This is a genomic window from Phytobacter ursingii, assembly GCF_001022135.1.
GTDB lineage: Bacteria > Pseudomonadota > Gammaproteobacteria > Enterobacterales > Enterobacteriaceae > Phytobacter > Phytobacter ursingii.
On sequence record NZ_CP011602.1, the window covers coordinates 1,401,192 to 1,415,482 of the forward strand.

The window sequence follows — 14,291 nt, forward strand, 5'->3', positions numbered from 1 at the left end:
GCGCGGCGTTCTCTGGCTGCGCCATTCAGGAGTGATGATGGAATTCTTTGATATCCGCAAAATGCCGGTAAATCTCTGGCGTAATGGTGCAGGCGAAACCCGAGAAATTTGCTGTTTTCCGGAGGCGACGCGGGATTTCAGCTGGCGGGCAAGTATCGCGTCGCTGGCCAGTAATGGCGAGTTTCCGCAATTTCCGGGAGTTGATCGTGTCATTACACTGATTGAAGGTGGCGAAGTTACCCTGGATGGCGGCCATGAATTCTGTCATACGTTGAAAAAATTCCAGCCTTTTACCTTTGCCGGAGAACAGCCGGTAAAAGTACAACTTCATGACGGGCAGATGTCGATGGATTTCAATATCATGACTCGCCGCGATCGCTGCCGTGCGAAAGTGCGTATTGCAGACCGGACTTTTACAACCTTTGGTACTCGGGGAGGCGTGATCTTCGTGCTGAGTGGCGCATGGCAACTTGGCGATAAGCTGCTTACCGCCGATCAGGGCGCTTTCTGGAGTGAAGGTCGCCAGACATTGCGCTTGCTCAAATCAGAAGGCCAGTTGCTTTTTAGTGAAATTACCTGGCTTCCCGGTCACTGAGGGAATTCGCTAATCAGATACTCTCCGGACAGCAATGGTTTGCAGAGTATTTTATAGCCATCGTGATCAAACCCTGCGGGCGTGCGGAGCAATTCTGCCGCCTCATCTAAATGGTTGACGGCCCCAAGCCACAGCCAGTTGTGGATGATATGGTATTGCGTCATCGTTTCCCCCACTTCCTGCAAGCTAATCGGCCCATTCCAGGGCCAGCACACCAGGCGCATGCGTTCCATTGCCGCCAGAAAACGACCATCATGTTCGGCTACTGTCTCCTTACCGCAACACGCGCCCGCACACCGGCGTAACGCCGAACGGAAACAGCCGCGACCGCGGGTTAATGACTCCAGGCCAAGCAGACCATAACAGAGCTTTTCGTCATCGGCGATGGACTGCAATGTTTGTAGGGCGGCGCGACGGTTGGCAAACAGGCCGTACAAGCCGCTTTCTGAGGAAAAATCCACTTCGCGGGCGTAGACCACCAGTGGTTTATCGCCTTTGATTGATAACGAACAAAGCTGGCGGTTACGACGCAAGCGTTTATTAAAAAGCGGTTGTTGCTCTTTTATCAGACGCGCCTCAAGCAACAGGGCGCCGAGTTCGCCTGCGGTACATATCCAGGTGATACGCCGGGACTGACGAAGCATCGCGGCCTCGTCGGGGGTACGCAAATGGGAAAGAACCCGGCTGCGGATATTCACGCTTTTACCGATATAAAGCGGCATCGCGTCGCTTTCGCCATGGAAAAAATAGACGCCTGGCTGCTTTGGCAGTGCTTCAAGCCATGGACGTAAATGCTCGGGATATTCATAAATAGCCGCCGCTTCAAACTCAAGACGCGGGGCGGATTGACGCCTGTTCACTGCGGACTCCTGATACTGTCTGGATATCCAGTGTAACAGGCTGTGGCGGGTGAAAAAAGAGGCGGCTTGCGCCGCCCCTGGGATTTATTGCTTTTTCCAGAAATCGTCGAAAACGGTAATCGGCGGACGACGTTTATGCTCCGTCTTCAGATACCAGCCTTCGATAATCTGCGCGGTACCGGCATCCAGCGTTTTTCCTTCCAGATAATCATCAATGTTTTCGTAGGTCACGCCAAGTGCCGCCTCATCGGGCAGAGAAGGTCGATCGTCTTCCAGATCAGCGGTGGGCGCTTTCTTGTACAAGTGCTCCGGGCAACCCAGGGAAGCCAGTAGCTGTTTACCCTGGCGCTTGTTGAGGCGGAAAATCGGGTTGATATCGGTACCGCCATCACCGTATTTGGTGAAGAAGCCCGTCACGGCTTCTGCCGCATGGTCAGTACCTACCACCACGCCTTTCGTCATCCCGGCGATGCTGTACTGGGCTTTCATACGCTCACGGGCCTTTTCATTGCCACGTATAAAGTCGCTCAGCTCGATTCCTGCTTCGCGCAGCGCCTGTTCACTGGCCAGCACGGCTCCCTTGATATTAACGGTCAGCACACGATCCGGTTTAATAAACTCAATGGCATCCTGGCAATCCTTTTCGTCTGCCTGTACGCCGTAGGGCAAACGTACCGCGATAAACTGGTAACTGGTATCCCCGCTTTCCTGGCGCAGCTCGGAGATGGCGGTCTGGCAAAGCTTACCGGCCAGGGTTGAATCCTGGCCACCGCTTATCCCCAGAATCAGCGAGCGTAAAAAAGGATAGGTTTGCAGATAGGATTTAAGAAAATCTACGCTACGGCGAATTTCTTCTTCGGCATTGATAGTCGGCTTGACGCCCAGCGCCTGAATAATTTCTTGTTGCAGAGTCATTTAACCCCTCCGTCATGTGGCCTGCTATGCAGGTAGCAAATAGGTGATGAAGCCAAATTAACCCTTTGACGGTAAAACGACAAGGATCACGCATTTGAGTGTCGTAAAATACGCCGTTTTTGCAGGCATGCGTAGTTTTATTAGAATTTTCCGAAAGTTATGCCAGTCATTCTGTATAGTTGAAAAATGCAATTTTATATTCCAGGCTTAGATAACACGCTGATACACAAGCGGATAAACAAGAGGATGGAATATGAACAAGAACATCGCAGGAATTCTGGGTGCAGCGGCGGTACTGACTATGCTGGCAGGGTGTACGGCTTATGATCGCGCTAAAGATCAGGTGAGCCAGCCAGTGGTCAAAGATGTGAAAAAAGGGATGACGCGCCAGCAGGTTATGCAGGTTGCCGGTCGTCCTTCTTCCGAAGTGACCATGATCCACGCGCGTGGTACGTGCCAGACCTATATTCTGGGTCAACGTAATGGTAAAACTGAAACCTATTTCGTCGCGCTGGATGAAACGGGTCACGTGATGAACTCAGGCTACCAGACCTGTGCTGAGTATGACACCGACCCGCAAGCGCCTAAGCAGTAACCTTTAAATCTCTTTGCCTGAGCAGAACTCAACCGGCCTGAGGGCCGGTTTTTTTACGTCAGGATCTTTTTTAACGAAGCGAATTATTTGAGCGGAATGTGAAGAGAGTCATGATACCTGGTCAATGAGAGACAATTTTGGTTTGTCGTGAATTATCCCCTTGTAACGCACCAACGTATACTCAATACAACATCAAAAACAGATAACACGGCGTCTCGCCATACGACGTAATCACGCACTCCTGCGATGATAAACGCCGCTCAAGGGAGGTTTTATGGATAAGAAAGTCATCTATTTGTTCTGCTCAGCGGGCATGTCTACCTCGTTGCTGGTGTCGAAAATGCGTGCGCAGGCGGAAAAGTATAATGTGCCAGTGATAATTGATGCCTTTCCGGAAACGCTGGCAGCAGAGAAAGGTCCACAGGCTGATGTTGTTCTGTTAGGTCCGCAAATTGCCTATATGCTGCCAGAAATCCAGCGTATTTTACCCGATAAGCCAGTAGAAGTTATTGATTCATTGCTCTATGGCAAAATCGATGGTTTAGCTGTTCTTAAAAGTGCCATTGCTGCCATTAAAAAAGCAGCGCTTTAATTTTTTATTTTTCCCGTCAAAGAGTAATTTCACACATTCATGCCGCAATTAACGTTACGGCACTTAGGGGCTTATTTGTATGAGTAAAGCGATCAATTATCTGGAAAAGATGCTGCTACCGTTCGCAGTGAAAATAGGCAAGCAACCGCATGTCAACGCGATTAAAAATGGATTTATTAAGTTAATGCCATTAACGCTCGCTGGGGCCATGTTTGTTTTAATAAATAACGTCTTTTTGAGTTTTGGCGAAGGATCTTTTTTCTACTCCCTTGGCATTCGACTGGATGCGTCAACAATTGATTCCCTGAATGGCCTTAAAGCCATCGGCGGTAATGTCTATAACGGTACGTTGGGCATTATGTCGCTGATGGCGCCTTTTTTTATTGGTATGGCGCTGGCGGAGGAACGCAAAGTTGATCCCCTCGCGGCGGGATTATTGTCCGTGGCGGCGTTTATGACGGTAACCCCGTATAGCGTGGGGGAGGCTTATGCGGTCGATGCCAACTGGCTCGGCGGTTCGAACATTATTTCCGGTATGTTGATTGGGCTTGTGGTCGCGGAAATGTTCACGTTTGTTGTTCGGCGTAACTGGGTAATCAAATTGCCCGATAGCGTGCCTGCCTCGGTTTCGCGTTCCTTTTCGGCACTGATTCCGGGTTTTGTGATCCTCTCCATCATGGGGATTATCGCCTGGGGACTGGCCGGCGCCGGAACAACCTTTCATCAGATCATTATGGATTCCATCTCTAAGCCGCTGGCGGCAATGGGCGGGGTAGTCGGCTGGGCGTATGTCATATTTACCTCGCTGCTGTGGTTCTTTGGCGTCCATGGCTCTCTGGCTCTGGCCGCGCTGGACAGCGGAATTATGACGCCGTGGGCGCTGGAGAACGTGGCGCTTTATACCGAGTACGGCTCCGTTGATGCGGCGCTGGCAGCGGGTAAAACCTTCCATGCATGGGCGAAACCGGTTCTTGATTCCTACATCTTCCTGGGCGGTACCGGGGCGACACTGGGGTTAATTATTGCCATCTTTATTGCGTCTCGTCGTGCCGATCACCGTCAGGTGGCGAAGCTGGCGTTGCCTTCCGGCATTTTCCAGATTAACGAACCCGTGATGTTCGGCCTGCCGATTATCATGAACCCGGTGATGTTCATTCCGTTTATTCTGGTGCAACCTTTACTGGCAGCAATCACCATGACGGCCTACTACATGGGGATCATTCCACCTGTCACCAATATCGCACCCTGGACTATGCCCACAGGGCTGGGGGCATTCTTTAATACCAACGGCAGTATCGCAGCCCTGTTACTGGCGCTTTTCAACCTCGGCGTGGCGACGCTGCTCTATCTGCCGTTCGTCGTGATATCGAATAAAGCACAAAACACTATCGAAGCCGAAGAGAGCGAGGAAGATATCGCTGAAGCGCTGAAATTTTAAGGAAAATAGCCGCGGCCGGTGTACCGCCGCGGCAACAGACGAGGAGTCATCATGCTGGATTTAGATAACCTGCCGGAAACCGACGCCGCCGCCGACACCCTGGAAGAGGTCGTCATGGGGCTCATTATCAACGCGGGTCAGGCGCGAAGCCTGGCGTACAATGCGTTAAAACAAGCCAAACTCGGTGATTTTGAGACGGCAAAAACGCTGATGGAGCAATCCCATGCTGCCCTGCATGAAGCGCACCGCGTACAGACACAGCTCATTGAAAGCTATGAGGGGCAGGGTAAGATAAAGGTGAGTCTGGTGCTGGTTCACGCACAGGATCACCTGATGACAGCCATGCTGGCGCGTGAGCTCATTACCGAGTTGATTGAACTGCACGAGAAAATGTGACGATAAAGGAGAAACCCACGATGCAGCCAGAGGTAAACGCGACGGACGCGAGAATAGTCAGAGAGCAGCAGCTTTTTAATGGCCGCCCTTTTCACGTGTTTATCTACAACAAAGTTGAGAGTATCAGCGGGCTGCATCAGCATGATTACTATGAATTTACGCTTGTTCTGACCGGGCGTTACTATCAGGTAATCAACGGGAAACGGGTGTTGCTGGAGCGAGGCGATTTTGTCTTTATACCCGTCGGTTCGACCCACCAGAGCTTTTATGAGTTTGGCGTGACGCGAATTCTTAATGTCGGGATCAGCAAACAATTTTTTGAAACCCATTATCTTTCACTTGTGCCGTTTTGTTTCGTTGCCTCGCAGAGTTATCGCATCAAGGCCACGTTTCTGGCATACATCGAATCGGTCATTGCGTCGCTCAATTTTCGTGATAGCGAACTTGATGAGTTTATTGAAAATGTGACCTTCCATGTTATCAATCGCCTGCGTCATTATCGTGAGCAGCAGGAGGAGGATTGCATTCCTCAATGGTTAAAAATGACAGTAGAGGGTATGCACGACAAACACCGTTTTGGTGAGCACGCGCTGGAAAATATGGTCGCCCTGTCGGGGAAATCTCAGGAATATTTAACCAGGGCGACGCAGCGTTATTATCATAAAACACCGCTGCAAATTATTAATGAAATTCGGATTAATTTTGCCCGCAAACAACTCGAAATTTCGAATTTCTCTATTAATGATATTGCATGGGAGGCAGGGTACAGCAGCCCCAGCTTGTTTATTAAAACTTTTAAAAGATTGACTTCATTTACACCGGGTAGTTACCGTAAACAACTGACCAATATTTCCTGATTTGCGGGGTAATGCCCCGCTAACAAACATCATCATTCTATAATTATCGCACTGCGGTAATGACACGGCTTGTCTTAACATCAGGCCAGAGGGAGAAGATATGACGACCAAACTGAAAATTGTCACCATTGGCGGCGGCAGCAGTTATACCCCGGAATTACTGGAAGGATTTATTCTTCGCTACCATGAATTACCCGTCAGTGAATTATGGCTGGTAGATGTGGAGGAGGGGAAACATAAGCTGGATATCATTTATGATCTTTGCTGCCGCATGGTTGACAAAGCGGGGGTACCCTTAAAGATATTTAAAACCCTTGATCGACGTGAAGCGTTGCGCGATGCGGATTTTGTCACTACACAATTTCGTATCGGCCAGCTCAAAGCACGGGAGCTTGATGAGCGCATTCCATTAAGTCACGGTTACCTTGGTCAGGAGACCAATGGCGCCGGTGGCTTGTTCAAAGGGTTACGCACTATCCCGGTGATTTTCGATATTCTTCGCGATGTGGAAGAACTGTGCCCGCAGGCATGGGTGATCAATTTCACTAATCCGGCCGGTATGGTGACAGAGGCGGTTTACCGCCATACCAACTTCCGTCGCTTTATTGGCGTATGTAATGTCCCCGTCGGCATGAAAATGTTTGTCCGTGATGTTCTGCAACTCGCTACCACTGACACGCTATCGCTCGATTTATTTGGTCTCAACCATCTGGTCTTTATTAAAGATGTGCTGGTGAATGGCGAGTCGCGTTTTGCCGAGTTAATGGAGGGGGTTGCTTCCGGACGGCTGGCGAAATCATCGGTGAAGAATATTTTTGACCTACCGTTCTCCGAGGGACTGCTGCGTTCGCTCAACCTGCTGCCATGCTCCTATCTGCAATATTATTTCAAATCCAAAGAGATGCTGGGCATCGAAATGGGGGAATATTACAAAGGAGGGACGCGTGCTCAGGTTGTTCAGGAGGTGGAAAAAAATCTCTTTGAAATGTACAAAGATCCAACCCTCAATGTGAAACCGAAAGCGCTGGAGATGCGTGGTGGGGCGTATTATTCCGATGCCGCTTGTGAAGTGATCAACGCGATTTTTAATGATAAGCAGACGGAACATTATGTGAATGTGCCGCACCGGGGGAGCGTGGAAAATATTCCTGCGGAGTGGGCGGTAGAAATGACCTGCCTGTTGGGGCGCGATGGACCAACGCCGCATCCACGCATAAGACACTTTGACGACAAGGTTCTTGGGCTGATTTATACCATTAAGGGCTTTGAGATTGCTGCAAGCAAAGCGGCACTGAGCGGTGAATTGAATGATATTTTACTGGCGCTCAATCTTAATCCATTGATTCACTCAGATAAAGATGCGGAAAAACTGGCCCGCGATATGCTGCTGGCCAATCAGCAATGGCTACCGCGTTTTGCTCCGGCAATAGCATCCTTCGAACAGTGAGGGAGTTATGCAAAGACTCTTAATCGTCAATGCGGATGACTTTGGCTTAAGCCGTGGGCAGAACTATGGCATTGTCGAAGCCTGTCGCAACGGTGTCGTCACCTCAACGACTGCGCTGGTGAACGGCGCCGCTGTCGACCATGCCGTTGCTCTGCGCGCTCAGATCCCGGCGCTGGCGGTGGGGTTACATTTCACTCTGACGCTGGGAAAACCCGTAGGAAATACGCCATTTCTGACGCGAGAAGGGCTACTGGGGAAAGGGATCTGGGATTTGGCTGCGCAAGATGCGTTGCCGCTGGAGGAGATTGCCGATGAACTGGCCTGCCAGTATGCGCGCTTTATTACGCTGTTTGGCGAGCCACCGTCACATATCGACAGTCATCATCATGTGCATATGATTGGCGCCATTTTCCCGCTGGTCGCGGCGTTTGCACACGAAAAAGGCATCCCGTTGCGTGTCGATCGTGATGACGCGCGGCGCCAGGGAATTGAGACCAATGAGGTACGCAGCACAAGCGGTTTTTCCAGCGCCTTTTATGGCGATGAGATATCACCCTCGCTATTTGTGTCCATTCTCGATGCTGCCTTGCAGCGTGGTGACAGTTCGCTGGAAATCATGAGCCATCCGGCTTTTGTCGATAAGGCGCTGATGACCAGCAAATACTGTTATCCACGCTTAGACGAACTGGATGTCCTGACGCAGCCATCGCTGAAAGAGGCGATTGCAGAACGAGCCTTCAGGCTGGCTACCTTTCGGGATCTGTAAGTAACGCACCGCGGCGAAGGCCGTGGTGCGCGTTTATCAGGCAGGAATACTGGCGATTTTACTCATGCGTGACCAGATACGGTGCGCACGCAACAATCCGAGAAAATCGTCCATGCTGCTACCCGCGGCATCGTCGGCCTGTACCACACCTTCTTCACCCTGCGTACCAACCTGTAAAACGGTGCTGAATTGTCGGGCATCGCCCAGCAGCGTAATGGGTTTTAAATGTTTGTAGGCTTCCAGAAGATAGTAAAGCGCATCGCCATTATTCACGAGCTGGCTGAGATCGCCGCCTGGCACAATGACACCATCAACGGTCAGCGACGGTGCGCCCGCAAAGGTTCCTGCGACAGGTAATACTGAACCATCATCGGCAACCACATTGCCCATTCGGGAATAGAGCAGTTTTGCGTGCACGCCTTCTGCCTTAAGACGTTGCAGGATAGTGAGCACATCGCTGGCACGCGTTTTATCATTCAGCAACACGGCAACGATACGACCTTTAATGGAACCCTCCGGGATGGCATAGAGGCTAAGCGAGGGATCTTTTTTCAGACCGTTAACGTCTTTCGGCGGCGCGACGTTACGTTGTTCTTCACTTAACGTAATGCCGAGATTCCCGGCGACGGCATTGGCCAGATGCACGTCAATATGCGCCAGTTGATCAACCACCCGTTCACGAATGTATTCTCGCACGACTTTACTCAGCTCGAAGCTGAAAGCATCAATAATATGCTGCTGTTCGAATGGCGTCTGGCTTAACCAGAACAGGCGAGGATGCGCATAATATTCTGCAAATGAGGGGCTACGTTCGCGAATTTTACCGCCTTCGACCCGTTCCTGGTACGACTCAAATCCGCCCCGCTTGGGACCAGGCGGCGTCTCGCGCGGCCAGTTATCATTAATCGAATTGGGTTCGTAATTTGCCGGGTTGGTGTCGATATCCATCCGATGCATGCCGTCGCGCTGGAAATTATGGTACGGGCAGCCAGGACGGTTTATCGGGATCTCATGAAAGTTTGGTCCACCAAGGCGGCTAATTTGCGTATCCGTATAGGAAAACAGACGTCCCTGCAGCAGGGGATCGTTAGAGAAATCGAGGCCTGGAACAATATGGCCGGGATGGAACGCTGCCTGCTCGTTTTCGGCAAAGAAATTATCCGGATTACGGTTGAGCACCATTTTGCCCACCCGTTTCACCGGCACCAGCTCTTCCGGGATCAGTTTCGTTGGGTCGAGGAGATCAAAATCAAACTTAAATTCGTCTTCTTCTGGAATGAGCTGTAATCCGAGTTCATATTCCGGGTAATCACCCGCTTCAATCGCTTCCCACAGATCGCGGCGATGAAAATCTGGGTCACGTCCGGTCAATTTCTGCGACTCATCCCACACCAGAGAGGCTTTACCCGCCAGCGGTTTCCAGTGAAAACGCACAAACGTGGCCTTGCCTTCGGCATTGATCATACGAAAAGTATGAATACCGAAACCTTCCATGGTGCGATAGCTGCGAGGGATCCCTCGGTCAGACATCGCCCACATGACATTATGCAATGTCTCTGGCTGCAGAGAGACATAATCCCAGAAGGTGTCATGAGCGCTCTGCCCCTGGGGAATTGCCCAGTGGGGCTCTGGTTTTACTGCATGAACAAAATCCGGGAATTTATGCGCGTCCTGAATAAAAAAGACGGGCGTGTTGTTGCCCACCAAATCGAAGATCCCCTCTTCGGTGTAAAACTTGGTGGCAAATCCACGAATATCACGCACGGTATCGGCGGAGCCTGCTCCCCCCTGAACTGTGGAAAAGCGTACAAATACCGGAGTGATTTTCTCCGGGTCAGAGAGAAAATCTGCTTTAGTGATCGCCGATAAACTTTCGTAAGGCTGGAAATAACCATGGGCGGCAGAACCCCGTGCGTGGACGATGCGCTCAGGAATGCGCTCATGGTCGAAATGGGTGATCTTTTCACGCAGGATGAAGTCTTCCAGCAGCGTCGGTCCCCGCGTGCCTGCCCGCAGTGAGTTCTGATCATCAGCGATGCGTACGCCCTGATTCGTCGTCAGTGGAAAATTTTCACTGCCCTTACGAAAGGCTTCCAGCGCGGTGAGTTTCTCATTGGCAGTGTTAGGGGCCTTTAAACTGCCTGGCGCGGTGGGTTGCTCGCCGGGCGCGGAGAGATGTGGGGAAGGGCGATGGGAACCGTCCGCCGGCGCCAGCGAATCCAGACCGGGTTTTGACTCACTTGCATCATGCACCGGTGATTGATGATTTTTAGGGTTTTGTTCTTTATCCGACATTGAGCATGTTCTCCTGTTTTCATTGCTGAAAAATTGTCGTTGCTTTGGCAAAACCCTTCTAACTATAGAACAACTCAGGGCGATGCTCAGGCGCAACGGCGACGGGAGGGCAGATAAGACGGCAAAAAACCGCAGAAAATCAGTCCGGAGGCGACGCGCGGGGTGACGATCGGCTATGATAGGACTTTCGTGTTAGTGGAATTCGTTTTTGTGAACTCTTCGCTTATGAAACCTTTGCGCCATCAAAACCGTCGTGTTATCAGCTATGTACCCCGTATCGAGCCTGCACCTCCTGAACATGCTGTGAAGGTTGACGGGTTTCGTGACGTCTGGTTATTGCGCGGAAAATATGTGGCCTTCGTGTTGCAGGGCGAGCGTTTTACGCGTTCACCTGTTTTTAGCGTGCCTGAAGCCGCTCAGCGCTGGGCAACGCAGATTCGCCAGGAAGGCGAAATCGACGAATAAAAAAAACCGCCTGCAATGATGTGTCAGGCGGTTTTCGTTTCTGATGACGCGAAATTAGCGATGTGCCAGTTCGGCGTCCTCTTCACTGTTCAGGATGGTTTTGTCCGTCTGCTTAAGCCACTGGCTGGTCAGTGTACCTGCGGTCATTGAGCCGCTGACATTAAGCGCGGTACGCCCCATGTCGATCAGCGGTTCCACCGAAATCAGCAGTGCAACCAGCGTGACCGGTAAACCCATCGCAGGCAGCACAATCAGTGCGGCGAAGGTCGCACCGCCGCCTACACCCGCAACGCCTGCGGAACTGACCGTCACGATACCGACCAGGGTCGCAATCCACATCGGATCCAGCGGGTTGATGCCGACTGTCGGGGCAACCATGACCGCCAGCATTGCCGGGTAGAGGCCTGCACAGCCGTTCTGACCGATGGTTGCGCCGAACGAGGCGGAGAAGCTGGCGATAGACTCAGGTACGCCCAGGCGACGAGTCTGCGCTTCCACATTTAGCGGAATAGACGCGGCGCTGGAACGGCTGGTGAAGGCGAAGGTCAGTACAGGCCATACTTTGCGGAAGTATTTCAGCGGGCTGATGCCATTGACACCCAGCAGCAGGCCATGCACCACAAACATAATGCCAAGACCAATATAAGAGGCGATAACAAAACTGCCGAGTTTAATAATGTCCTGAATGTTAGAACCGGCTACCACTTTTGTCATCAGCGCCAGTACGCCGTACGGCGTCAGTTGCATCACCAGACGCACCAGTTTCATCACCCAGCTTTGCAGCGTATCAATGGCGATGAGAACACGTTCGCCTTTCGGCGCATCATCTTTGAGCAGTTTCAGGGCGGCGACACCCAGGAACGCGGCGAAAATCACGACGCTGATAATGGAGGTTGGGTTTGCACCCGTCAGATCGGCAAAGGGGTTCTTCGGTACAAACGACAACAGTAGCTGCGGTACGCTCAGATCGGCCACTTTGCCCACGTAGTTGGTCTGAATCGCCGTCAGACGCGCCGTTTCGGCGGAACCCTGAACCAGCCCCTCGGCGGTTAGACCGAAGAGGTTGGTCATCATGACGCCAACCAGCGCTGAAATCATGGTTGTAAACAGCAGGGTGCCGATGGTTAAAAAACTAATTTTCCCCAACTGAGAGGCGTTGTGCAGGCGTGCAACGGCACTCAGAATAGAAGCAAAAACCAGCGGCATAACAATCATTTGCAGCAGCTGCACGTAGCCGTTACCGACCACGTTAAACCACTGAATAGAATTCTTCAGTATCGGATTATCCGAGCCGTAGATAGCCTGCAACGCCAGGCCAAACACCACGCCCAGCCCTAAACCGGCCAGTACTTTTTTTGCCAGACTCCACTGTTTGTGACGCGTTTGCGCCAGCAACAGCAGCAGTGCGACGAACACCACAACGTTTGCGATTAAAGGAAAGTTCATCCCCGTTCTCCTGATCTCATTATAAGGCCGGCATCCAAAGGTCAGCCAATGGCGGAAGGTTAGCAGAAGAGGTTCGCAAGTCTTATATCCAAATGGAATGTATTATGCCGTAAGGGCAGAAAGTGCCGATTTAATGGTCAGTCTGGTGATGAATAAAGCGATTGAACTGGTTTTGCAGCAAATTAATCATCTGCGATGACCAACGCACTGCACTGTTATCGGGCAATGTCTGCGGCATCCACAGCGCCCAGGTAAACAGCGCCATGCATAACACACGTTCCAGTTGATTACCGCGCTGCGGTGAGAGTAATGGCAGACGAAATCGCCAGCGACAGGGCCACAGAAGCGGGACGCCCGCAGGGGTTATCATATCGGCAAGAATATGGCTCAAATAACCCAGAACCATCCCCTGCAGTGCATCTGCCGGGATAATCCAGCTGTCGGGCACTTTGAGATAGAACAGGGTTAAACCAATAAATACAGCCAGAAGACTATGGGTAAATCCCCGGTGACCGAACATGCGGGCCACGGGTTTTGAAACCCACTTTAGCCGCTGCCCAAGAAACGACTTCGGGTGGTCAATATCGGGTAGAAGACAGGTCAGAATGGCTGACGGAACAATATGCCACCAATCCCCGTGTGCCAGCACAGGCGTCAATTCGGCATTTTTGGCAAACACCGCACAGGCAATGGAAAAAAGCAGGTGTCCTTCCGCCGTCATGATAAAACTCGCTAAACTGTCGATGCATACAGTATAGGGTTTTTATACAGTAGGCGGAAGAGGTGACGGTGTAACTCTTTGTCACAAGAATGACATTTAACGCGCCAGCCACCCACCGTCCACGGCGAGGGTATAACCATTAATATAGTCAGAGGCCGCAGAGGCCAGAAAGACCGCCGGGCCTTTGAGATCATCCGGATTTCCCCAGCGTCCTGCCGGAATACGATCAACAATCTCCTGGTTACGCTCTGCGTCATCCCGTAGTGCCTGGGTGTTATTGGTAGCCATATAACCAGGAGCAATAGCATTAACATTTATATTGTGCGATGCCCATTCATTGGCCAGCAGGCGGGTCAATCCGAGAACCCCACTTTTGGACGCCGTATACGACGGCACGCGGATTCCGCCCTGGAACGAGAGCATAGAAGCAATATTAATGATTTTCCCGCCGTCGCCCTGGGCAATAAACTGACGGGCGACGGCCTGGGAGAGAAAGAAGACCGTTTTGACGTTGAGGTTCATCACATCGTCCCAGTCTTTCTCGCTAAATTCGAGTGCATCGCAGCGGCGGATGGTCCCGGCGTTATTGAGCAGAATATCAATGCGACCCAACTGCGAGACGGTCTTGCTGACGATGTCATTAATACAGTCTTGATTGCCGAGGTCGGCCTGGATAGCAAGGAACTTACGGCCCATCGCAGTGACTTGTTCGGCGGTCTCTTGTGGTCTTTTACGGCCAACGCCGACAATATGGCAACCAGCTTCGGCAAGCCCCAGCGCCATTCCTTGTCCCAGCCCGGTATCGCAACCGGTGACAATAGCGACTTTATTTGCAAGCGAAAAGGCATCAAGAATCATAATTCCCCCTGGTCCTGGTTATTGTCATATTGCCTGAGATGAGAA

Annotated in this window: 15 protein-coding genes; 9 read left to right on the forward strand and 6 right to left on the reverse strand. The window is 51.5% G+C overall.

Annotation, left to right across the window (positions count from 1 at the left end; translation table 11 throughout):
* Positions 1 to 37: 37 nt before the first annotated feature.
* Positions 38 to 595, forward strand: a complete 558-nt coding sequence (gene ves, locus AB182_RS10130) for an environmental stress-induced protein Ves (RefSeq protein ID WP_047369965.1) — start codon at positions 38 to 40, stop codon at positions 593 to 595.
* Here the strand turns inward: ves and cho are convergent.
* Together cho and nadE are read right to left on the reverse strand one after the other, a co-directional pair.
* Complete coding sequence (cho, locus tag AB182_RS10135; RefSeq protein ID WP_047369966.1) at positions 589 to 1,455, reverse strand: excinuclease Cho; 867 nt, start codon at positions 1,453 to 1,455, stop codon at positions 589 to 591. The genes ves and cho overlap by 7 nt on opposite strands.
* An 84-nt stretch (positions 1,456 to 1,539) precedes the next feature.
* Positions 1,540 to 2,370: an ammonia-dependent NAD(+) synthetase gene (nadE, locus tag AB182_RS10140; RefSeq protein WP_047369967.1), complete on the reverse strand. Its 831-nt coding sequence runs from the start codon at positions 2,368 to 2,370 to the stop codon at positions 1,540 to 1,542.
* 253 nt (positions 2,371 to 2,623) lie between these two features.
* On the opposite strand from nadE, the gene osmE reads away from it, so the two are divergent.
* The 7 genes from osmE to chbG all read left to right on the forward strand — a co-directional run bounded on the left by osmE (position 2,624) and on the right by chbG (position 8,461).
* Positions 2,624 to 2,965: an osmotically-inducible lipoprotein OsmE gene (gene osmE / locus AB182_RS10145; protein WP_041851625.1), complete on the forward strand. Its 342-nt coding sequence runs from the start codon at positions 2,624 to 2,626 to the stop codon at positions 2,963 to 2,965.
* A 274-nt stretch (positions 2,966 to 3,239) separates the two neighbouring features.
* On the forward strand, positions 3,240 to 3,557 hold the full coding sequence (locus tag AB182_RS10150) for a PTS sugar transporter subunit IIB (RefSeq protein WP_047369968.1): 318 nt from the start codon (positions 3,240 to 3,242) through the stop codon (positions 3,555 to 3,557).
* 79 nt (positions 3,558 to 3,636) lie between these two features.
* The gene (chbC, locus tag AB182_RS10155) at positions 3,637 to 4,995 is read left to right on the forward strand and encodes a PTS N,N'-diacetylchitobiose transporter subunit IIC (RefSeq protein WP_047369969.1); all 1,359 of its coding nucleotides are present in this window, start codon (positions 3,637 to 3,639) and stop codon (positions 4,993 to 4,995) included.
* 51 nt (positions 4,996 to 5,046) lie between these two features.
* Positions 5,047 to 5,391: a PTS N,N'-diacetylchitobiose transporter subunit IIA gene (chbA, locus tag AB182_RS10160; RefSeq protein WP_047369970.1), complete on the forward strand. Its 345-nt coding sequence runs from the start codon at positions 5,047 to 5,049 to the stop codon at positions 5,389 to 5,391.
* A 20-nt stretch (positions 5,392 to 5,411) separates the two neighbouring features.
* A complete protein-coding gene (gene chbR, locus AB182_RS10165; RefSeq protein WP_047369971.1) occupies positions 5,412 to 6,248 on the forward strand; it encodes a transcriptional regulator ChbR in 837 nt (278 codons plus the stop codon).
* Positions 6,249 to 6,348: 100 nt separating this feature from the next.
* Positions 6,349 to 7,695 (forward strand): 6-phospho-beta-glucosidase, encoded by a 1,347-nt coding sequence (locus AB182_RS10170; protein WP_047369972.1) that lies wholly within the window; start codon positions 6,349 to 6,351, stop codon positions 7,693 to 7,695.
* Positions 7,696 to 7,702: 7 nt separating this feature from the next.
* A complete protein-coding gene (gene chbG / locus AB182_RS10175; protein ID WP_047369973.1) occupies positions 7,703 to 8,461 on the forward strand; it encodes a chitin disaccharide deacetylase in 759 nt (252 codons plus the stop codon).
* 36 nt (positions 8,462 to 8,497) lie between these two features.
* On the opposite strand, the gene katE is transcribed toward chbG, so the two are convergent.
* Positions 8,498 to 10,756 carry a catalase HPII gene (gene katE / locus AB182_RS10180; protein WP_047369974.1) on the reverse strand — a complete coding sequence of 753 codons (2,259 nt, stop codon included), beginning with the start codon at positions 10,754 to 10,756 and terminating at the stop codon, positions 8,498 to 8,500.
* Between the two features lie 225 nt (positions 10,757 to 10,981).
* Between katE and cedA the strand changes: the two genes are divergently transcribed.
* Entirely contained in the window at positions 10,982 to 11,221 is a 240-nt protein-coding gene (gene cedA / locus AB182_RS10185) for a cell division activator CedA (protein ID WP_047369975.1), read from the forward strand.
* Between the two features lie 54 nt (positions 11,222 to 11,275).
* On the opposite strand, the gene AB182_RS10190 is transcribed toward cedA, so the two are convergent.
* From AB182_RS10190 to kduD, 3 genes are all read right to left on the reverse strand, one after another.
* Complete coding sequence (locus AB182_RS10190; RefSeq protein WP_047369976.1) at positions 11,276 to 12,667, reverse strand: L-cystine transporter; 1,392 nt, start codon at positions 12,665 to 12,667, stop codon at positions 11,276 to 11,278.
* A 130-nt stretch (positions 12,668 to 12,797) separates the two neighbouring features.
* Positions 12,798 to 13,388 carry a metal-dependent hydrolase gene (locus AB182_RS10195; RefSeq protein WP_047369977.1) on the reverse strand — a complete coding sequence of 197 codons (591 nt, stop codon included), beginning with the start codon at positions 13,386 to 13,388 and terminating at the stop codon, positions 12,798 to 12,800.
* A 96-nt stretch (positions 13,389 to 13,484) separates the two neighbouring features.
* On the reverse strand, positions 13,485 to 14,246 hold the full coding sequence (gene kduD, locus AB182_RS10200; protein WP_047369978.1) for a 2-dehydro-3-deoxy-D-gluconate 5-dehydrogenase KduD: 762 nt from the start codon (positions 14,244 to 14,246) through the stop codon (positions 13,485 to 13,487).
* Positions 14,247 to 14,291: the final 45 nt, after the last annotated feature.